The organism is Rheinheimera salexigens (genome assembly GCF_001752395.1).
Taxonomy (GTDB): Bacteria; Pseudomonadota; Gammaproteobacteria; order Enterobacterales; family Alteromonadaceae; genus Alishewanella; species Alishewanella salexigens.
In genome coordinates, this window is the sequence record NZ_MKEK01000001.1 from 778,253 (window position 1) to 800,477 (window position 22,225).

16 protein-coding genes and 1 pseudogene are annotated in these 22,225 nt (G+C 41.1%); 9 read left to right on the forward strand and 8 right to left on the reverse strand.

Translation table 11 applies throughout. From position 1 onward, the window contains the following. Window positions 1–81: 81 nt before the first annotated feature. The gene (locus BI198_RS03715) at window positions 82–1,005 is read right to left on the reverse strand and encodes a LysR family transcriptional regulator (protein ID WP_070048336.1); all 924 of its coding nucleotides are present in this window, start codon (window positions 1,003–1,005) and stop codon (window positions 82–84) included. Window positions 1,006–1,174: 169 nt separating this feature from the next. Here BI198_RS03715 and BI198_RS03720 point away from each other — a divergent pair, with 169 nt between their 5' ends. The 3 genes from BI198_RS03720 (at window position 1,175) to BI198_RS16050 (ending at window position 6,313) form a co-directional block, all read left to right on the forward strand. Next, entirely contained in the window at window positions 1,175–1,624 is a 450-nt protein-coding gene (locus tag BI198_RS03720) for a DoxX family protein (protein ID WP_070048337.1), read from the forward strand. A 540-nt stretch (window positions 1,625–2,164) separates the two neighbouring features. Next, window positions 2,165–5,920, forward strand: a complete 3,756-nt coding sequence (locus tag BI198_RS03725; RefSeq protein WP_070048338.1) for an EAL domain-containing protein — start codon at window positions 2,165–2,167, stop codon at window positions 5,918–5,920. A 114-nt stretch (window positions 5,921–6,034) separates the two neighbouring features. After that, complete coding sequence (locus BI198_RS16050; protein WP_070048339.1) at window positions 6,035–6,313, forward strand: SHOCT domain-containing protein; 279 nt, start codon at window positions 6,035–6,037, stop codon at window positions 6,311–6,313. Window positions 6,314–6,403: 90 nt separating this feature from the next. Here the strand turns inward: BI198_RS16050 and prpD are convergent, their stop codons facing one another. Next, entirely contained in the window at window positions 6,404–7,891 is a 1,488-nt protein-coding gene (gene prpD, locus BI198_RS03735; RefSeq protein ID WP_070048340.1) for a 2-methylcitrate dehydratase, read from the reverse strand. A gap of 112 nt (window positions 7,892–8,003) precedes the next feature. Continuing rightward, window positions 8,004–9,386, reverse strand: a complete 1,383-nt coding sequence (locus tag BI198_RS03740) for an NAD-dependent succinate-semialdehyde dehydrogenase (protein WP_070048341.1) — start codon at window positions 9,384–9,386, stop codon at window positions 8,004–8,006. A gap of 399 nt (window positions 9,387–9,785) precedes the next feature. On the opposite strand from BI198_RS03740, the gene BI198_RS03745 reads away from it, so the two are divergent. The 3 genes from BI198_RS03745 (at window position 9,786) to BI198_RS03755 (ending at window position 14,111) form a co-directional block, all read left to right on the forward strand. Then, window positions 9,786–10,919, forward strand: a complete 1,134-nt coding sequence (locus BI198_RS03745) for a PQQ-dependent sugar dehydrogenase (RefSeq protein WP_070048342.1) — start codon at window positions 9,786–9,788, stop codon at window positions 10,917–10,919. Then, window positions 10,920–13,004: a TonB-dependent receptor family protein gene (locus tag BI198_RS03750; protein WP_083256550.1), complete on the forward strand. Its 2,085-nt coding sequence runs from the start codon at window positions 10,920–10,922 to the stop codon at window positions 13,002–13,004. 129 nt (window positions 13,005–13,133) lie between these two features. Then, the gene (locus BI198_RS03755) at window positions 13,134–14,111 is read left to right on the forward strand and encodes a dienelactone hydrolase family protein (RefSeq protein ID WP_083256551.1); all 978 of its coding nucleotides are present in this window, start codon (window positions 13,134–13,136) and stop codon (window positions 14,109–14,111) included. A 92-nt stretch (window positions 14,112–14,203) separates the two neighbouring features. Here BI198_RS03755 and arsB read toward each other — a convergent pair. The 3 genes and pseudogenes from arsB to BI198_RS16460 all read right to left on the reverse strand — a co-directional run bounded on the left by arsB (window position 14,204) and on the right by BI198_RS16460 (window position 16,062). Continuing rightward, window positions 14,204–15,224, reverse strand: a pseudogene (gene arsB, locus BI198_RS03760) (ACR3 family arsenite efflux transporter). 10 nt (window positions 15,225–15,234) lie between these two features. Beyond that, window positions 15,235–15,714 (reverse strand): arsenate reductase ArsC, encoded by a 480-nt coding sequence (locus BI198_RS03765; protein ID WP_070048343.1) that lies wholly within the window; start codon window positions 15,712–15,714, stop codon window positions 15,235–15,237. 12 nt (window positions 15,715–15,726) lie between these two features. Then, complete coding sequence (locus BI198_RS16460; protein ID WP_070048344.1) at window positions 15,727–16,062, reverse strand: metalloregulator ArsR/SmtB family transcription factor; 336 nt, start codon at window positions 16,060–16,062, stop codon at window positions 15,727–15,729. A gap of 297 nt (window positions 16,063–16,359) precedes the next feature. Between BI198_RS16460 and BI198_RS03775 the strand changes: the two genes are divergently transcribed. After that, window positions 16,360–17,655: a hypothetical protein gene (locus BI198_RS03775; RefSeq protein ID WP_070048345.1), complete on the forward strand. Its 1,296-nt coding sequence runs from the start codon at window positions 16,360–16,362 to the stop codon at window positions 17,653–17,655. An 82-nt stretch (window positions 17,656–17,737) separates the two neighbouring features. Here the strand turns inward: BI198_RS03775 and metE are convergent, their stop codons facing one another. Beyond that, entirely contained in the window at window positions 17,738–20,074 is a 2,337-nt protein-coding gene (gene metE, locus BI198_RS03780) for a 5-methyltetrahydropteroyltriglutamate--homocysteine S-methyltransferase (protein ID WP_070048346.1), read from the reverse strand. Window positions 20,075–20,256: 182 nt separating this feature from the next. On the opposite strand from metE, the gene BI198_RS03785 reads away from it, so the two are divergent. Further along, complete coding sequence (locus BI198_RS03785; RefSeq protein ID WP_070048347.1) at window positions 20,257–21,153, forward strand: LysR family transcriptional regulator; 897 nt, start codon at window positions 20,257–20,259, stop codon at window positions 21,151–21,153. A gap of 100 nt (window positions 21,154–21,253) precedes the next feature. Here BI198_RS03785 and BI198_RS03790 read toward each other — a convergent pair whose 3' ends face one another. After that, window positions 21,254–21,850 (reverse strand): DUF5610 domain-containing protein, encoded by a 597-nt coding sequence (locus tag BI198_RS03790; protein WP_070048348.1) that lies wholly within the window; start codon window positions 21,848–21,850, stop codon window positions 21,254–21,256. A gap of 202 nt (window positions 21,851–22,052) precedes the next feature. On the opposite strand from BI198_RS03790, the gene BI198_RS03795 reads away from it, so the two are divergent. Next, window positions 22,053–22,211 carry a YqaE/Pmp3 family membrane protein gene (locus BI198_RS03795; protein WP_070048349.1) on the forward strand — a complete coding sequence of 53 codons (159 nt, stop codon included), beginning with the start codon at window positions 22,053–22,055 and terminating at the stop codon, window positions 22,209–22,211. The last annotated feature ends 14 nt before the right edge of the window (window positions 22,212–22,225 follow it).

Consider the following 22,225-nt stretch of genomic DNA (forward strand, 5'->3'; position numbering starts at 1 on the left):
GAATACTAGCACGTCAAATTAGGCTATATAACAGTCTAAGTATAAATTGAGTGAAATCACTTGATGCTATATTAATTCGCCTCAACGGATGTGATCGAGAATAGTTTTATCCCAATGTGGCGGATTGCCAAAATAACCGTCGATGAAATCAATAAAACAGCGCACTTTATTTGGCAGTAGTTTTCTGTGAGCATAAACGGCATATAAACCAAAAGGTTCAGGTGAATGCTCAGTTAATACCGGTATCAATTGGCCATTACTAATAGCCTCACTAGCAATAAAAGTGGGTTGTAAGGCTAAACCCGCCCCCGCGATGGCGGCAGCAATTAACACATCACCATTATTGCTAGATAACCCGGCTCGACTATCTAAATTTTTAGTCTTTAGCCACTGATAAATACCGTCTTTATGTGCCATTTCTGAATAACTGTAATGTAAATAACGATGATGTTTTAGATCTTCAGCGACTAAAGGGGTGCCATATTTATTAAGATAGCCAGGTGATGCGGATAAGATTAGCCGGATCGGCGCCACATACTTAGCAATAAGTGACGAGCTTTTTAATTGGCCAATACGTAGGGCTATATCAAAACCTTCTTTAATAATATCAACTTTACGATCACTAAGCTGAAGATCGATATTAACGTTAGGGTGGTGCGACTGAAAATCTGTAATCAGGCTTCCCAAATGCTTTAATGCAAACGACACGGGCGCGCTGATCTTTAAAGTACCGCTTGGGTTCTGTTGTAAACCGCTCAGTTGCTGGTCCATCTCATCGATACTTAATAATATCTGCTGTGCGTGTTGAAAATACTCTGTGCCTGCTTCTGTAAGATTCACTTTTCGGGTGGTGCGGTTAAGCAAACGTACAGCGATGTGCTTTTCTAGTTGGGACACGTATTTACTAACCAACTGAGGTGATAAGTTTAAGCTTGTTGCTGCTTGACTGAAACTGCCTTCAGTTACTACGGCAACAAAAGCACGCATTGCCTCTAATCTATCCATTACATACCCTTATTTTCAGTTGGTATAATCGCAAATTTAATTATCAACATCTTGTTGATAATCTTTCTTCATTACCTATCTTATTCTTAGGTCACAATAAGAGTAAAGTATATTCATCCCCAGAAGGTGGGCTAACACACTGCAAATAATTAATAGTGAGGAATAAATAATGAATACATCATGGTTAAATAAATTACTGTCATCTAATGCCGGCATCGCTGCCTTAGTTTTACGCGTGCCAGTTGGCTTGATTTTGGCGGCACACGGTGCACAAAAACTCTTTGCTTGGTTTGGCGGCTATGGCTTAGAGGGCACAGGTCAATGGATGGCCAGTATTGGTATAACACCGGGTTTTCTGATGGCGTTATTAGCAGGCAGTGCTGAGTTTTTTGGTGGTTTAGCTCTGGCTTTGGGGTTGTTGACTCGCCCGGCAGCATTAGTGACAGCGTTTACTATGTTGGTTGCCATCTTTACTGTTCATATCAATAATGGCTTATTTATGGCTAATAATGGCTATGAATATGGGTTAACACTGTTTGTTGTAGCAATTGTATTGGCTATTCAAGGTGGTGGCAGCTTAAGTGTAGACAATTGGTTAGTTAAAAAATTAACTAAATAGGCTAACTAATATAGTCAATTTTATTGAGTATATTTGGTGAACAAAAATGGCTAAACTTTATCGAGTTTAGCCATTTTTTGTATTAACGTTAATTTTTTCAAGCACTAACAACTGCATAGCAACCGTAGTTGTATAAAGATCTATTCAGAACTCACAACAAAATGGTAAATGAGTTTAAGATTAATTAGTTACCTTAATGGATTTAATATTAACGAACTCGCGCAAACCAAAGCCACCATGTTCTTTGCCATAGCCAATGTTATTTATCCCAGCAAAGGGTAGGTTTTATAGAAGAATATTGGCATAAAAAAAGTGGACTACAGGACAGCTTGTATCTACTTCAGTGGTTAACCTGCAATGTTGCAGTTAATACTGTATAGCTATTACAAGTTGTACCTCAATTTGTTTGTAATGCTACACAACACACAGTACAGTGTTTATTGTGCATTTTAAGTAATATTTATGGAAATAAATAAAAGGATTTATCATTTGCATCGTGTATTGAGATCAATTTTTTTTATTGTTAGTTTGTCGTTTTCAATGTCTGTTATTGCATTTGAGCACAATAGCTTAGACTTTCGCTTTAAAAGCTTAGGTTTAAATGATGGCTTGCCTTCAACCGAAATATTACAAACATTTCAACAAAGTAACGGCTTTATGTGGTTTGCAACGGATCGTGGTGCCAGCCGTTACGATGGTAAAAACTTTAAACATTTTCATTATTCCCCCGGCAATGATTTTCACATCTCTAATAATTTTGTCACCGCTATCACTGAAGATAACCAAGGTAATATTTGGTTAGCGACTGAATTTGGTTTAAATCGGATTAATAATGAAGGCAAAGTAACTGTTTTTACGGACACAAATGTCCAGCAAACAGGCTTGGCAAGCACTTGGATTCAATCTGTTTATTCAGATTCTAAAGGACGGCTTTGGGTGGCTAATTCAAAAGCTACTCAAATCTATAATCCAGGATTAAATCGGTTTGAAACTATTCCTTTAAAACAAAAAGCGATTTTAGATGAAGAAAAAAACTGGGCAAATGTATTTATTCTTAAAGAAGATAATGCCGGTAATATATTAAGCTCAGATTTACATGGTTTACTCATATTTGATGAAAATGATAAAGAGTTTCATCGATTAACATCTACAAGTATTGAAAGTTCACAATTAATTGGTAGTTATATAAGTGCGGTTGAACCCCTGAAAAATGGCCTTGTAGCGGTAGGCACTGAACAGAATGGTTTATTTATTATCGACTTTAAGTCGGATAGTGTTAAACAAATTAAATCACAACTTAGGCATCAAAACGTATCGGCTATATTACCTTTTTCAGACACAGCTTTATTAATAGGTCATTACAGCCATGGCCTGTCGCTAATTGAACTGTCAGAGGGGCGTCATCAGGCCATAGAAAAAAACCTATTTGATAATATGTCGATTGTTTCAAATAGCATCAGAAACTTATTTATAGACAAGTTGGCGCAAATATGGATTTCGACCAGTGGTGGAGTCTCAATTTATTCACCTTTCACCAATGGCAGTACAGTTTACCGACCCAAGCTGAATATTAATGGCTTATCTGAAAAAAGCCTTGGTGGTCAAGATATTTATGATAGTTTTTATCGAGAAAATGAGCTATGGGTTGCTCATGAACAAGGGCTAGATGTTATTGATTTAAAAACAAAGTTGGTTACTCAAAATATTTTAGCTGATTTTGTTCCTGATGCAAAATTTTCTATATTTCAAATGGCTGTCACTGATAAAGGAATTTGGTTAGCGTTAGATATTGGGCTTGGTTTTTATCATTTTACGGATAAAACCTTAGCACTGTATCTAAATGAGCAAGGTAACCCGTATGGGCTAACTAAAAATGAAATTTACACGGTTTTACCAGATGGCGAGGGTGTTTGGATTACCGGTTACATGGATGTCGGACTTAAGTATTTTGATCCTAAAATCGGCGTTGTCAAAGATTACTTAGGTGAAGATTCGCAGTACTCAATAGGTGGAAACTACACCAGCACTAAAATTGAGTCAACTATAAATGAATTATGGCTGGCAACTACTGAGGGTGTATTTAGGGTGAATAAAGACACCGGCGAACACCTAATGTATATGGTAGGAAATGGTCAAAACTATATAAGAGCAAGGGACATTATAGAAGGTGATAATGGTGAGTTTTGGGTGGCAACACAAGGTGCGGGTTTAACGAAAATTCAAACCCAGCCTAACAGTTGGGAAATTGATACAACCTATTACTCAGTAGAGCATGGCTTTCCGCAAAATGAACTGACCTCTTTAAGTAAAAATGGTGATTTAATCTGGCTGACAGGAACTAATATTGTGATTAGTTTCAATAGTAAAACCTTAGAAGTGTTAACTTATCCCAGCCTGTTGAATATCAACGACCTGTCATTTACAGGTAATTCATCAAGTATTGTCGATAATGTATTATATCTTGGCAGCAATAGAGGCGTAGTAGAGCTTAATTTACAGGTTATTAAGCAAAATAATATTCAAACCACTTTAGAATTTACTCAAATTAAAGCCGGGCAGACTGTTCTGTATAAAGGCCTAGCATCAAAAAGGTTAGCTGAAGATGAGATATCTTACGCAGATAATCATATAAGCTTTTCATTTGCAGCCCTAGATCTTGTTAATCCTAAGCTTAATCAATATAGCTTTAAGCTCAATGGCTACGATAAAAATTGGACCGACCCTAATACGTCTTCAACGGTTACTTATAGCAATTTATCTACGGGAAAATATACTTTTATGGTTAAAGCGACCAATAGCGATGGTTATTGGTCGGATGAAACACTTGAATATAACTTTACTATACTGCGGCCATGGTGGCACTTTGCTCTTATTAGCCTGATCCTAATACTGATCCTTGGCAGTATTTTTTATCTGTTTTCTAAAAAGCGATATATGCGCTGGCTGCATACTCAAGTCTATGTGGATACATTAACCGGCTTAGCAAATCGTCTTAAGTTTAATGATTGGTACGATAAGTTATTCAACCAAAACATCACCTTTGCTTTGTTTATTATAGATTTAGATTACTTTAAAGATGTGAACGATTCTTATGGCCATGATGTTGGAGATAAATATCTTATTGAAGCAGCCAAGCGCATGCAAAGCTGCATTCGGCAAAGCGATCTGTTATCCCGCTTAGGTGGTGATGAATTTACCGTTATTATCGAGCAATTTAAAGATAACGATAATTTGGTGAAAATAGCGGATAAATTAACAGTTGCTCTTGCTAGCCCCTACGCAATTAATGGCCATGAAATTAATGGTAGCGCAAGTATTGGCATAGCTATTTATCCTGACGATGGTGCAACTAGCCAAACTTTATTTTCTAATGCTGACTCGGCGCTTTATGCGGCAAAAGAAGCTGGCCGTAATAGTGTACTTTTCTTCAATGAGTCCTTAAGTAAAAACTTGAAGCGTAATCTTAAAATACGAAGTTGGTTTAAAACAGCCATTAAAAATGATGAGTTTAAGCTTTTCTATCAACCAAAAGTTAACCCTAAAACGAATGAAATAATGGGTTATGAAGCTTTATTACGCTGCTTTCATCCAGTTGCGGGTGTGATCTCTCCTTTTGAAGTGATAAGTGTGGCAGAAAAGTCGGGTGACATATACGAGATAGGCAGTTGGATCTTTAAGCAAGCTTGTATTCAAATAAAACAATGGCATAACGCTGGTAAGTTAACCGGACCAGTATCAATAAACATCTCGGCTATCCAACTTACCAACCGTAATTTTGTCAACGATATAAAATCAATTTTAATTCAAACACAAGCACCAGTGCAATTTATAGAAATTGAATTAACAGAAACCACTTTGTTAGAAAATGTTGAACAAACACGCGAAACACTAAATGAAATAAAACAGCTAGGCATTAGCATAGCCTTAGATGACTTTGGTGTCGGCTATTCTTCACTGAGTTACCTGACTAAGTTTCCTATTGATACCCTAAAAATTGACCGATCAATTATTATTAATGCAGCGTTAGATGCAACGGCATTTATTGTGCTTAAAAATATTTATCAGTTAGCCTTAGATTTAAATATAAAAGTGGTAGCTGAAGGAGTCGAAACGGCAGAGCAACTCGCTATGTTTAACTCGCTTCATCAAGTATTAATCCAAGGCTATTATTACAGCCCAGCGGTATCTGCTGCAGAGGCTGAAGAGTTAAATTTTCATCACAAAAATCTCGAGAAGCTTACTTTTAACGATGAAAGTGAAATTGTTGATGATAGTGAACAACAGGATAGGGGTTAATATTCAGCTTGATGCGGCAAAATTTGTCATAGCGTAAATTGAAAGATGTTATTGATTTAATACAAGTTATTAGTTAGTTTAGCCAAGGTTAATTTATAAAAAAAGGTACGGCATATGTGGGTGATGTCAATAATAGGAATTGTCTGGTTTTCGTTATCACTAATCTTTATTTTAGCGTTTATGGATACAGATGTAGATGCGGCAATGGGCTGGGGAATGTTGGGAATGCTGTATGCAATCCCTTATGCCATAGTCGGAATTGTGACAACTAAGAAAAAAAGCAAAGATGACTCAACGAGTATGCAACAGCTTATTAATCTCAATGAGCTAAAAGAAAAAGGCATTCTGACTGATGATGAATTCCAATTCAAAAAGCAACAAATTCTAGGTTAGAAAGCATAAAACATAGCTTAGAGCTTAGCCCTAAGTTATGTTTTAAATTGCAGCTGTAATAAAATTTTAGCCGTTATCTAATATCAAAACTTAGCCGATAACAAATAAGTCCATAAAGCGATTTACTGCGGTTGCTTCAAGCTGGCCTTGATCATTACACAGGCTAAAGATGGTTTGGCATTGCTGGTTAGGAAAACGAGAGGCTAAGTTGGCTTTAAATTTTAGCTCTAATAGCGGAATACCTTCTGCCCGGCGGCGGCGATGGCCCACTGGATATTCAACAACCACTTCTTCTGTGCTACTGCCATCTTTAAACAATATTTGAATAGCATTGGCGATAGCGCGTTTTTCTGGCTGTAAGTATTCTGCACTAAAACGCTTATCTTCGATTATTTCCATTTTATCGCGCAGGACGTCGATAGAGGGGTGGGCGGCGTGAAAATCATCTTCATAATGCTCGGCAGTTAAATCGCCGAAAATTAAAGGCACAGCCACCATGTATTGCAAGCAATGGTCACGATCGGCAGCGTTGGCCAGCGCTCCTGTTTTGGAAATAATCCGAATGGCCGACTCGTGAGTGCGGATCATAATTTTATCAATTTCGGCTAAGCGATCTTTGACTTCAGGATGTAAAATAACCGCGGCTTCTGCCGCGGTTTGGGCGTGAAACTCAGCCGGGAAAGAGATTTTAAACAAGATGTTTTCCATCACATAACAGCCGTAATCTTGGCTAAATGAAAACTGGCGCTCGGCCTCTGGTTTTATTGCTTGGTCTTTGTTGGTTTTTGCAAACAAAACATCATAAAACCCCCACTGGGCAGCGGTTAACACGCTGGGAATGCCCATTTCCCCGCGCATTGCCATATCGGCTAACCGCACGGCGCGTGAAGTGGCATCGCCTGCGGCCCAAGATTTGCGAGAACCGGCATTAGGCGCATGACGATAGGTGCGCAGTGCAGAGCCATCAACCCAAGCTTGTGATATGGCTGCCATAATTTGCTCTCTGTTGCCGCCCATCATTTTGCAAACAACGGCAGTAGAGGCAACGCGGACCAATAATACGTGACATAAACCGACGCGATTAAACGCGTTTTCTAGCGCGATAACGCCTTGGATTTCATGGGCTAAAATCATGGCTTCAAGTACTTCTCGCATCACCAGCGGTTGCTCGCCATTAGCTAGCCTCACTTGCGATAAATGATCAGCCACCGCTAGAATACCGCCTAAATTATCTGAAGGGTGACCCCACTCAGCGGCTAACCAGGTGTCGTTATAATCCAGCCAGCGGATAATACAGCCAATATCCCAGGCGGCTTTTACCGGATCCAACGCAAGCGATGTGCCGGGTACGCGAGCGCCATTAGGCACTAAGGTACCTTGCACTATGGGACCAAGGTGTTTAGTACATTCAGGAAAACGCAGCGCGAGCAGACCGCAGCCTAAGGTATCCATTAAACAGTTGCGAGCCGTATTCAGCGCTTCATCGCTGAAGACCTGAAAGGTTAAAACATAATCAGCAATATCTTGGATAACTTGGTCGTAATCTGGTCGATTATTAATATCTGCATTAGTTGCCATTTTAGTGCCTTATTAGTTTGTACTGGTTCGCATGAATTAACTATAGCTTAGCCAGCAAAACTTTTCGGCAGAACCCACGGTAACTCATTTCACTGCTACTTTAGATATGTGTTTAGGTCTTAGTTGCCACCATTATGGACTTGATATTAACGAACTCGCGCAAACCAAAACCACCATGCTCTCTGCCATAACCACTATCTTTTACGCCACCAAAGGGCAGGTTTGGTTGCGCTAATGCGTAGCCGTTTATATTGACCATACCGGTATTAAAGTGTTTTTTAGCCAGCTCAATAGCGCGTTCTACATCGCGAGAAAATATGCCGCCACCTAAACCATACCGCGAGTCGTTGGCAACCTGCATGGCCTGTTCATCGTCTTTTACTCTAATAAGCGCGGCAACGGGGCCAAACAATTCGTCATCATAGGCTGGCATTTCAGGGCTAACGTTTTCTAAGATGGAAGCCGGATAGAAAAAGCCTGTACCTTCTGGCATTTCGCAACCACAGACAATGGTGGCACCGGCCTCGATGGATTCGGTTACTTGCTGATGCAACTTGTCACGTAAGTCAGACCTAGCCAAGGGGCCTAGATCAGTATCATTATTATTTGGATCGCCCATTGTTAAGCTGGTCATCGCACTGGCAAAGCCTTTTTTAAAGGCGGCATAATTTTTTTCAGTGACAATAAAGCGTTTCGCCGACACACAAGTTTCGCCATTATTAATTATGCGGCCTTTGACGCTGGTTTTAACCGCTAATTCGATATCGGCATCATCCAGCACTAAATAAGCATCATTACTACCCAGCTCTAAAACAGTCTTCTTCGCCAGTTTAGCCGCAGCTTCTGCAACAGATTTACCCACTTTGTCGCTGCCGGTAAAGGTTACGCCTTGCACTTTAGGATGACTGATTAGCTTTGATGCTGTTTCGCCATCAATCAGTAGCGACTGGTAGCAATACTGAGGAAAGCCAGCTGTAATAAACATTTTTTCAATCTTTTTGGCCATGCCGAATACGTTTGAAGCATGTTTTAAAACCGTAGTATTACCGGCTACTAAATTTGAAATACTGTAGCGAATAACTTGGTACAGCGGAAAATTCCACGGCTGAATACCTAGAATAACGCCGATAGGTTGGTAACTAATAATGGCTTTACCTTGGTCGAACTCACGTTCTTCATCGGCTAAAACAGTTGCTGCTTGCTCGGCGGTATAACGACAGATTTGGGCACAGAGTTGTACTTCTTGCACCCCTTGAGCACGAACTTTACCCATCTCGTCGGTCATTAATTGCGCGAGCTGTTGTTGATTATCTTCTAGCACTTTAGCTAGTTTATTAGCGAGCTTGCCACGTTCGGCTAAGCTGGTGAGTTTCCAAGTCTGGAAGCAGGTATCAGCGTTATCAATTGCTTGCTCAGCATCCTTTGTGCTTAATAGTGTGTATTCTTGTATAGGCTGTTCAGTAAATGGATTAATTGTTGTAATCGAGGTTGTCATGGCGTGACCTATTTAATTGCATTAAGTACTAAAAACAGATGCAAGGTCAGCGCCAGCTTGGAATAAAGATAAAATTCAATTTAAACTTATGATATTAAACATTATTAATTTTTTATATATGGTTAGCAGGTTTTACATACTTAAATAACAGCATACAATGTGAAAAATATTCAGGGTTTTGGTGATATTTACTGCCTGTATCCATGAGACTTATTTTTTAAAACAGTTAATGGTGTTTTGGATTTATACTGAGTAGTTATTTTTGTGCTGTTTAAGCTAACTTAACTTAGGTTTACGCCATTATTTAATCAGCAGCGGCTAGTTATGCTTTAATAGCCCTATACTTAGGTTTAAAGCTTAAACTTAAAGCTTAGGCTCAAAAATTCGTGGAGAATAAACATGAAATTATTACGTCGTTCAATTCTGATGCTTGGCCTTGGCCTGACAAGCTTCGTTGCCAGTGCTGATACAGATACCATTAAAACCCGCTGGGCTGATGTTAAAGTTGATACTGTTGCCAGTGGGCTTAACCACCCATGGGGTTTGGCTTTTTTAGGCGATGGCCGAATGCTGGTAACAGAACGCGCGGGTAATTTGCGAATTGTTGCAGCTGATGGCTCTGTTGGTGAGCCTATTAGTGGTTTACCAGAAATCAAAGTTCGGGGTCAAGGAGGGTTATTTGACCTCAGGTTAAGCCCTAACTTTAGTAATGATAACCTAATATATTTTTCTTACTCTGAACCAGAAACTGCCGGCAGCGACATAACTAGTACTGCGGTTGCTCGTGCTCGACTTGAGAATAATAAGCTGCATGATGTAAAGGTTATTTTTAGCCAGCAGCCTAAAGTTATGGGCGGACGGCATTATGGTGGCAGGCTAGCTTTTTCGGCCAATGGTGACTTCCTGTTTATTGGCTTAGGCGATCATGGCCATCGCCAAGACGATGTGCAAAAACTGGATAACCACACTGGTAAATTAGTTCGTATTCACCCTGATGGCTCAGTGCCTAAATCTAACCCTTTTGTTAATCAAGCTGATGCTAAACCAGAGATTTGGTCGTATGGTCATCGCAATATTCAAGGTATGGATATTCAACCGACCACTGGCCAATTATGGACAGTAGAGCATGGCCCTCAGGGCGGCGATGAAGTTAACATGCCAAAAGCGGGGCTGAATTATGGTTGGCCAGTGATCACCCATGGCGAGCAATATGGCGGTGGCGAAGTGGGTATTGGCTTTAAAAAAGACGGCATGGAGCAACCTATTTGGCACTGGACGCCGTCTATTGCCGTATCTGGGGTGGCATTTTATCAGGGAAGTCAGTTTCCACAATGGCAAGGTAACCTGCTAGCTACAGGGCTTAAAGGCCAACAAGTTGCGCGTTTAGAAGTGAATGGCGATCATATAATTCATCAAGAAACATTAAACCTAAAGCGGCGTATTCGTGAAGTAAAGGTTAGCCCAGATGGCAGTATTTATTTACTTACCGATGAGCCAAAAGGCGCGATTCTACGTCTTTCAGCGGTGAAATAAGTGCAGCGTAAAACTCACTACAGGCTCGCCCTTTTTGCGAGCCTTTTTATTACCGCTTGCCCTGCTGTAGCTGATACAGCAAGCCAAGCCGATGCAGATTTTATAGAGCGTATTGTTGTTACTGCCACTCGCACAGAACAACCTTGGCTTAACAGTCCCGCGTCGGTTGATACTGTCTCAGTCACCGAGCAGTTACCGGGCATGCGCAGTGACATGGCTGAAATATTAGCCGGTATTCCTGGCGTGCAAATAGACACCCGTTATAACTTTGCCCAAGATACTCGGATTATCTTGCGCGGTTTTGGTGCTCGGGCTGCATTTGGTGTGCGGGGTATTCTAATGCGCTTAGATGGTGTGCCGTTATCAATGCCTGACGGGCAGGCGCAAACCTCTAGTATATTTATTGATGAGCCTAGCCAAGTAGAAGTGCTGCGCGGACCTATCGCGGCGGTATATGGCAATGCTGCCGGTGGTATTATTAATCTGCAGGGCCAACCTGCCGCCAGCAGCTATATGGCGATTAGCCATGCTATCGGTGCTAATGATCGTCAGCGTAGCAGTTTAGAGGCAGCTTTGGTGCAAGATGCATTTAGTGTCAGTGGTCATTATGCGCGGTTTAGAACCGACGGTGATCGTGAGCATGCCAGTGCAGAGCGCGATCAATATGCGCTACGCGCTACTTATCAACTAGTTAATAATATCGAATTAATTGCTCGAGCGGATGATAACAATGCACCGTTATTGCAAGATCCCGGTTCCTTAACACCCAGGCAATGGCGAGAAAATAGTGCTCAAACCTTTACTGGTGCAGCCAGATTTAATACCCGAAAAAGTATTCGCCACCGCCAGCAATCAGTAACGGTTAATCAGCAATTAAGCCACTTTGATTGGCAAGTCGCTGTCTGGAACGGCATGCGTGAAATAGAACAATACCTGCCATTTCGTGGTGATGCTGTAACCTCTTCCGGTGCTGTAATTGATTTAGAGAGAGACTTTTACGGCATGCATGGTCAAGTTAACTGGCGACCTGAAGCTTTTTCTGCGCGCTGGCAACTCAGCCTAGGAACCGACATTGAACGCCAGAAAGATACTCGACAAGGCTTTGTTAATAACTTTGGTGAGGCGGGTGAGCTACGCCGTGATGAAACCGGACGAGTTGCTAAGAATGATATATATGCTCTAAGCACATTGGCATTGACTGATAAGTTAACGTGGTTAGCAGGTTTGCGCGTGTCTAATCTATCGTTTGATGTTAGCGATCGCTACATTATTGCGGGGTTGAGCCCTGATGATAGTGGCCAAACTCGCTATCAAGAAAGCTCTTGGACGTCCGGTTTAAATTATCAATTAACCAGCGAGTGGGCGCTATTTACTGCTGTTGGTGATGGCTTTGAAACGCCAACGTTAACCGAGCTTGCTTATCGTAACGACGGCACGGGTTTAAATCCTGATCTTGGGCCAGCATTAATCACCCAATATGAAGCGGGTATTAAATGGCTTAGTACTAATGCTAAGGGACAAGCGCAATTAAGCCTGTTTCGGGTAGATAGTGATAATGAAATTGTGGTCGATCAATCCATTGATGGCCGTACAACTTATCGCAATGCAGCACAAACCGAGCGAGAAGGGGCCGAATTAAGCTGGCGTTATCAGTTGCATCCCGCATTACAATTACGCAGTGCGGCAACGTTAATGACTGCACGTTATAAAGACCAACAGCAAAATGGCACACTCAACGGGCTGAGTATACCGGGCATAGCTGACAGTAATGTATTTATACAAGCCAATTATAGACCTTGGCATAACGATAAGCTGCGCGCTGCAATAGTGGCGCAATATCGTTCCCGCGTGGCAACCTCCGATAGCAACGATGAGTTTGCGCCATCGTATATGCTATGGCATGCCAGCTTAGATGCCAAGCAAAAAAACGGTAACTGGCAGTTTAGTCAGTGGTTGCGACTAGATAATATATTGGATAAAGACTACGTTGGCTCCGTAGTAGTAAACCAATCCAATGGCCGATCATTTGAACCGGCACCTGGCCGACAGCTCAGTGCCGGTATGCGAGTAGAGCGGCGCTTCTAAACAAAATTGTGAAACAAACGCTAGATCGTTTTTGCACTATAATCCGTATAGCTACAACAACTATATGCTTATTATTAGCGGGTAGTTAGAAAATAGTTAAGCTAATAATAAGCAAACGGAGCAACATCGATGAAAAACTCAGTGCGCCAGATACTTAAAACAAAGCTTAAGCCGAAACCTAAATCAGAGCTTAATTCAGCACTGAAACCAGAGCTGCCTGCTCAGGCTTATTCGCTATACGATCAATATGCTCACGGCATGCTAAGTCGGCGTGATTTCTTCAGTGGTATGGCGGGGTTAGCCGTTAGTGCCGCTTTGGCGACTACTTTTATCAATAGCATGCTGCCCAATTATGCACTGGCACAGCAGGTGTCTTTTAACGATGATGACATAACAGCAAGCTATCAGAAGTTCTCGCCAGCTCAGAGTCAAAATGGAACAGGTCATGGTGCAGGTCATAAAGAGATACGGGGCTATTTAGTTAAACCTAAAAATGCAACCACTGCTTTACCAACTGTACTAGTTATTCACGAAAACCGCGGCTTAAACCCTTATGTGGAAGATGTTGCTCGACGTTTAGCGAAAGCCGGTTTTATTGCTTTTGCACCGGATGCATTATGGCCATTGGGTGGCTATCCAGGTAATGATGATGATGGCCGCACTATGCAAAGTAGCTTAGAGCCAGCAAAAATCGTTGCCGACTTAAAAGCGGCAGCAATGTGGTTAAAGCAGCTTGACGGTGGTAATGGTAAGTTGGGCGTTGTCGGTTTTTGTTTTGGCGGCGCCATGACCGGACGCTTAGCCGCTGAGTTACCCAATGTAGTGGATGCAGCAGTGCCGTTTTATGGCTCACCACCTGCAGCAGACAGCATAGCGAATATTAAGGCACCGTTGTTAGTGCAATTGGGCGAGTTAGACGAGCGCGTAAATCAGCAATGGCCAGCAGCTGAAGCCTTGTTTAAACAGCATAATTTGAACTATAAAATTGAAATGTACCCGGCATCGCATCATGGTTTTCATAACGACTCTACTGCACGTTACAACAAAGAAATGGCAGACCTAGCGTGGCAACGGACGTTGGCTTTTTTTAAGCAGCATTTAAGTTAACCCAAGCTCAGCTTAATCAAGGTAAGCTAAATTAAGTCGATAAGTTTTATTTGCACGGCCTAATTTAGCTGTTTAAGAGCCGGGTAGGCAAATTATATTGGTACAAACCAGTGCCGAGTTCGATTAGCAAACCACACCAGAGACAACATAACAGGCACTTCTACTAATACCCCTACCACTGTGGCTAAAGCTGCACCTGAATGCAAACCAAACATGGCTATGGCAACGGCTACGGCGAGTTCAAAAAAGTTAGATGTGCCAATCATACAAGCTGGAGCCGCGACATTGTGTGGAAGCTTCAATTTGATAGCCAAAAGTAGGCGATAGCAAAATACCATAAGTTTGAATAAGCAGGGGGATAGCGATTAAAACAATGACTTCTGGTTGCGATAATATAGTTTCGGATTGAAAACCAAACAGTAGGATAACTGTGGCAAGCAAACCGATAATTGACCAAGGTTTCATGTTGGTAATAAACTGATTTAGCCTAGAATGATCGTCAGTCTTATCCAGCACCTTTCGAGTAAGGGCACCGGCCAACAACGGAATAAGCACATACATGAGCACCGATAATAACAAGGTAGACCAAGGCACAGTAATATCGGTAACGCCCAACAGTAAACCGGCTATGGGCGCAAAGGCAAATATCATAATAATGTCATTTATAGATACTTGTACCAAAGTGTAATTAGCATCGCCTTTAGTTAATTGGCTCCAAATAAACACCATAGCTGTACAAGGCGCAACACCCAGTAAAATCATACCCGCGATATATTCATTCGCCGTTTGTGGATCAACCCAATCAGCAAAAAGACCTTTAAAAAACAGCCAGCCCAGCAATGCCATGGTAAAAGGTTTGATAAGCCAGTTGATCACTAGCGTTAAAACTAGCCCCTTGGGTTTTTTGCCCACATCTTTAATGGCAGAAAAGTCGATTTGCACCATCATTGGATAAATCATTAACCAAATAAGTACAGCAATAACTAAATTAACATGGGCATATTCAATATCCGCAATCACGCTGAATACATTAGGCGCAACGATACCTGCACCAATACCAACTATTATCGCAAGGCTAACCCATACCGATAAATAACGCTCAAATAAGCCCATTACGGCGCTCCTATAGTGATTTCTGTCTAATCAGTTCAGCTAATTTTAATTTTAAAGTAGCAGTATCGAGCTGCATATCGGCTAGCTTTTTTAACTGGTGTACCCGCGTAGTGATATCAGCAATACAGTCGCGAAATGCCGCTGCTATTTGCTGCTCTGAACCTTCAAGCTTAGACGGATCGCTTAAGCCCCAATGTACTTTTATGGCAGAACCAAACCATACCGGGCAAGACTCTGCGGCGGCGGAATCACACACGGTGATAACAATATCAGGTGCAAAATCTTCAAGCTGATGCCAAGACTGACTTTGTAAATTGGCACAGGCAATGCCTGCTTGTTCAAGATGCGTAATAGCAAGCGGGTGAACCACGCCAGTTGGTTGGCTGCCGGCACTTTTGGCGGTAATAACATCAGCAGCAAGATGATTAGTGATAGCTTCAGACAAAATGCTGCGACAACGGTTATGAGTGCAAATATATAATATTTTCATTGAATTACCTGATTAACAGCAGCTATTGGTTGTAGCTAAAGCGCTTTTTAACTTTGCTAAAGCCGTATCGAAATAGCTTAAGTTATGGCTGGCAGTTTGTTGGATAACTGTTTTGGCCCAAACCGGAAGCGCTGGATGCAGTTTGTAATACACCCACTTGCCCCGACGTTCATCAATAAGGATGCCACACTTTCTAAGCTCGGCCAGATGACGGGACGTTTTTGGCTGTTCAAGTTCTAATGCTTGCATCAGATCGCAAACACAGGCTTCTGTAACTTTAGATAATAAAAGGATAAAGGTCAGTCGGGTCTGATCAGCCAGACACTTATAAAATTGGCAAGGGTTCATAGCATTACATCTGATATATCATATATGTGAATATACATATGTATTGCTGTAAATGTCAAAATAATATTTCAATTAAAGCATAAACACTTTACCGTAATCATCTTAATTTCCCATTATTCTAATAAACTACCACTTCCCGGAAAACGAACTAAAATAATCAAATGCGATGTTTATTAGGCTTTATTTAAACGATTTTTTTTCGATACAAAATACCTTATAAGTTTTAGGTAAATTAACAAATAAGTTATGAGTTAATGTTTAGTAAAAGGATTTTGTCATTATAAAAGGAGTTAATTAATGCGCTTAATAAATTTTCGACAACAACAAATTACGAATAATGTTAAATGGCTAGCAGATGTAGTATGGGAAGATAATGACCGTCCATTGCAGACTATTTACGTTACGATCCCCAATCAATTTAACTGCACTCTTTTCGCTGCTAGCAATGGATTCTTATTAGCAGTAATGGTGTTCGCAATGAAGCACCGTGAACAACGAATTTATGTTGAAGGTTATATTGATGATTGGCTTAAGTACCGAGTAGAAAAAAGTCTGAAATATTTAGCAATGTGGTTCGCTCATAAACACCTACCTGTCATTGAATCATCTGAAGTCGGATCTGACGTAAATAGAGAAATTTCTGATATAAAAAGCCCAATACGCAGTACTGCATTGTTTCTTTCAGGTGGCGTTGATTCATATAGCACGCTGATGAGAAACATAACATTAGTTGGCGAGGAACACCCTAAACGAGCTCGTTATGGATTACTGGTCAACGGCTTGGATATTGGTTTTTTAGAAGAACAAAATGAAAAACAGCAGGAGTTGTCAGAATTAAGTTATGAAGCTATTAAACAAGTATGTAAAAGTGCCAACATACAGCCTGTTTTAATTGATACAAATGTTAGAAGCCTAGATTTAGACAGTAATTTATATGCTAAACAGGCGCATGGTGCAATATTAGCGGGCATGGCACACTTTCTTACGTCTCACATATCAGATATTTTAATTAGTTCCACTAACGATATGTGGCACGCAACAGCTTGGGGTTCTTCGCCACTAATTGACGTTAATTATTCATCAGAAATACTCGCTGTTCATCATGACAGTGAAGATTTATCTCGGTTAAATAAAGTTGCTTTAATTATTGGCAGACCTGAGGTATTAAAAAACCTTAGAGTATGCCCAAAAGTTTATACTATTCCATCAGGCTATTTAAATTGTGGCAATTGTGCCAAATGCACTCGAACACGACTCGAGTTATTAGTATTAGGTTATAAAAATGAATATGATATTTTCCCCTCAGCCTCTATCAGCACTTGGTTCACAGATAAAAACTTACTGATTCAAAGTGAATATCATGCATCGCAATTTAAAGAGTTAGTTGAGCCATTGCAAAAATTAGGTTTAAAGGAAGAGGCGAGTAGAGTAATAATATCTTTGGAAAATTGGCGTAAATACCAAGCGTGGATCAATAGAGAAAACATAGCAGGTTTGACAAAGAGGTTAGCCAACGAAACTATGCGGACTTTAAAGTCGGCTTTTAAAGTACGTTTTAATTCAAGAAATTATAGCCGTGAAACCATCATTTAGTGCTGTTATTGGCATAGTTTCAATTAAAAACACCGCCACTAACCAGAGGCTTTAGTGGCGGTGTTAGTTTTATTAATACTGTTTACGCGACTCGTTCTGCGGCTACCGCGCGCAGGATTTTAGCGGCTTCAACCATGTTTTGCAGTGCCGGTAATACTTCATCCCATTGCCGAGTTTTTAAGCCACAATCTGGGTTTACCCACAGACGATTTGCCGGTATCCGCTCGGCGGCTTTTAGCATTAGTTTGGTTACTTGCTCGGGGCTTGGAATATTTGGCGAGTGAATATCATATACCCCTGGGCCAATCTGATTTGGGTAAGCAAACTTCTCGAATACATCAAGTAATTCCATGTCTGAACGTGATGTTTCTATGGTGATAACATCGGCGTCCATATGAGCAATGGCTTCAATAATATCGTTAAACTCGGAGTAACACATGTGGGTGTGAATTTGAGTTTCGTCTTTTACACCGTTGGCGCTAATGCGAAACGATTCTACTGCCCAGTTTAAGTACTCTTGCCATTCTGATTGCCGTAGTGGCAAACCTTCACGCAGCGCGGCTTCATCTATTTGAATCACGTTAACACCCGCCGCTTCTAAATCTTGTACTTCTTGGCGTACAGCTAATGCTAACTGCAGGCAGCTATCACGGCGGCTTTGGTCGTCGCGAACAAAAGACCAGTTTAAAATAGTTACTGGGCCAGTTAGCATGCCTTTCATTGGCTTGGTAGTTAGTGACTGAGCATATTTAGTCCAGGCGACTGTCATGGGATGAGGCCGGCTAATATCACCAAATAAAATAGGCGGCTTTACACAACGTGAGCCATAAGATTGCACCCAACCGAACTGGCTAAAAGCATAACCTTGTAACTGCTCACCAAAATATTCTACCATGTCGTTACGCTCGGCTTCGCCATGAACTAGCACGTCTAGGCCTAACTTTTCTTGCTCGCGGATAGCGTATTCAATTTCAGCTTTCATTTTTGCTTCGTATTCGCTGGCGCTAATGTTGTGTTTTTTAAAGGCTAACCGAGCCTGACGGATTTCTTTAGTTTGTGGAAAAGAGCCAATAGTGGTGGTTGGATACAAGGGTAGCGGTAAATGTGTGGCCTGTTTTGCAGCACGAACAGTATAACCGCTTAAGCGTTTACCCAAGTCGTTAGTGATGCTGTTAACCGCAGCTTTTACTGCTGGGTTATGCACGCGAGTAGAAGTACGGCGGCTATTTATCGCCGCCTGATTTTCAGCTAATTCGTTGCTTACTGAGTTTATGCCGTTGTTTAGTGCCTTGCCTAAGACCGTTAGTTCAACTAATTTTTGCTCGGCAAAGGCCAGCCAGCTTAAAATTTCAGCATCGAGGCTAGCTTTATTAACTGTCACTTCGTTATCAAGGTTAACCGGCACATGCAATAACGAGCATGAAGGTGCCAGCCATAACCGATCTGCCAGTTTAGCCGCTATAGGTTGCAGGTATTCTAATGTGGCTGTGAGATCGGTCTTCCAGATATTACGGCCATCAATTACGCCTAACGACAGTATCTTGTCTGCAGGCAGTGCCTCGATAACGTGTGCTAGGGCGGATTTACCGCGAACCGCATCATAGTGAATACCCGCGACAGGTAGGTTTAGGCTTAATGTTAGATTATCGCCTAAGGTGCCAAAGTAGGTGGCGAGTAATAGTTTAACGGGGCTGCTTTTTAATGCCTGATACGCTTCGATTACGGCATCTTGCCATGCTGAGTCAAGCTCGGTAACCAATACCGGTTCATCAATTTGCACCCATTCTACGCCGGCCTGTGCCAGCTCGCTTAATAGTGTTTGGTAAACCGGTAATAGTTTATCTAGCAAATCCAGCTTATTAGAGGTGTCTTTTTCTTTACTCAGCCACAGGTAAGTTACTGGGCCAATGAGTACCGGTTTAAAATTAACGCCTTGCGCTTTGGCTTCTGCTACTTGGGCCAAAATACGCGCACTGTTTAAGGTAAATGAAGTTTCAGCGGTTACTTCGGGCACAATATAATGATAGTTAGTGTCGAACCATTTAGTCATTTCACCAGCATGTACACACTGACATGGGCTGTCGTTAGCCGAGCGGCCACGAGCTATTCTAAAATAGTTATCTAACTCGCTATCGTTAAAATGCGCAATACGATGAGGTAGGTTACCTAGCATAAAACTCATATCTAATACTTGATCGTATAGCGAAAAATCGGCTACGGGCACTAAATCTAATGTTTGTTGCAACGCCCAGTTATTGCTACGAATTTGCTTCGCACTGGCTAACAATTGTCCTTCGGTAATGTCGTTTTTCCAGTAGTTTTCAAGCGCAAATTTTAATTCGCGTTTATTACCAATACGCGGAAAACCTAAGTTGTGTAGCCGTACTTTTTTCTGCTGAGTTTGATATTCAGTAGTCATGTTTTAATCCCTATTTAACCATTCAGTATGTTAATTATTGGCTTTTAGCTATTAAGGCTTAACCATCTAGACGTCTAAATGATATCGTGTAATATGTATGAATTGAAATGGTATGTTTTCATGGTTATATGAATACTGCTCATGGGTTCTGTTATTAATAGAAAGTAGGATGTTGATAAAACATGATTGAAAAAATTCACCTGAGTATACTTCGAGAAATCGCCCGCAATGGTTCATTAACGGCCGCTGCTAATTATTTAAACCTGACCCAATCGGCATTGAGCCACACCATTAAAAAACTCGAGCGGCAGATTAATGTTAGCTTGTGGTTAAAAGAGGGCCGTAGCATTCGGCTGACTGAGGCAGGACAGTATGTGCTAGATCAAGCTAATAGGTTGCTGCCGCAATTTGAACGCATGGATGATACGCTGCGTCAGTTTGCTAACAACGAAACGGGTAGTTTACGGATTGGTATGGAGTGCCACCCTTGCTATCAATGGCTATTAAAAGTAGTGCAACCGTTTTTGGCTCAGTCGCCAGGTGTAGATATAGATGTAAAACAAAAATTTCAGTTTGGTGGCATGGCAGCACTGTTTAATTACGATATCGACTTACTCATAACGCCCGATCCAATAAATAAAGACAGCATAGTGTTTGAGCCGGTGTTTCCTTATGAGCAAGTATTAGTGGTTAGCCTAGACAATAAACTAAGCGCACTACAACAAATTGAGCCTAAGCAATTATCTGATCAAACACTATTAACCTATCCGGTAGAAACAGCAAGGTTGGATATTTTTCAGCAGTTTTTACTGCCAGCGCACTGTATGCCTAAACAACATAAAACCTTAGAATCTACCGATATTATTCTGCAAATGGTGGTGGCTAATCGTGGAGTAGCGACTTTGCCTAAATGGTTAGCAAAGGAGTATGCCAAAACACTACCACTGCATATTATTCGGCTAGGCAGTGCCGGTATTCATAAGCATATTTATATAGGTTACCGTAAACACGAACGCGATAACCGGCATATTCAAGCTTTTATTCAGTTGGCTAAAGCGAGTGATATAAAATCACTCTGACCCATTTTATGCGGTTGGTAAAAGTTAACCGCATGCATGATAGAAAAGAAGAGTTTTAACATCAAATCTAGCTAGCCCCTTCATATGAAGCTAGTAACTGCTATTCCGCGTTTTTATTATCTTCTGCTGGTGGGTTGGCTGCTAGCTCTAACATTTTCTCTCGAAAATTCGCTATACCTTTCATGACTAAGCCATAGGTTTTATCTACGCCGCTTTCTACTTCACCCTCGTAAACTTGTAAGCTTTTAAGAATATCTTTGGCATCAGCAAAACCTTTTTCGATACCGCCACCAATCACTTTTAAAAAGCTATCAAGGTTTTCTTGTTCTGATTTGTCAGGATTCTGCTCTTTGTATTTACCGTAAAATGCAGTAGCAAAGCTTACTATGCGATCAGCCGTTGCTTCTGGTGAGGTATCAATACCAGAGTCATATATTTTTTGTGCCGCATTAGGGCCCATTATTGGTTCAAGTTCAGCATTAATGCCTTCTAATGCTGTTTTGTATAACAAGCTTAATGAGTCGTTATTACTACTTAACGATACTTTCTCAGCGGCGCGCAAAATTCCCAAGTTGTTGGCTTGTTTCAATTGTGCAGCTTGATTCTTAATCGTTTGGCTATTATCGGTTTTAGCCGGCGTATTACTTTGTTTTGCCGCGCTGGTAATAGGCGGGTTACTACCTGTCGTGATTGCCATAATTGTGCTCCTGAAATCGTGACATGAGTATAGTATTAGTCAGGTTATCGGTAGCAGCGAGAAAAACTTTAGTTGTTTATTTTTTAGTCGTTTCAACCAGCGCTCACTTTGACACTTTACGCTAATACACTAAGCTGTAATTTGTTAGGCCAGCATAATAAATACGAAAACCTTTCATATATTTTAACAGTAAGGATTTGTTATGAATAAAGTTATACTGATTTTACTCGCTATTTTTCTAGCCCCTATTGCCGTTTTAATAAAGTCTGGAGTAGGAAAAGATCTGCTGATTAATATTATATTATGCCTGCTGTTTTACTTCCCAGGGATGATACATGCACTTTGGGTCGTGACTAAATAAACTGTAATAGCATT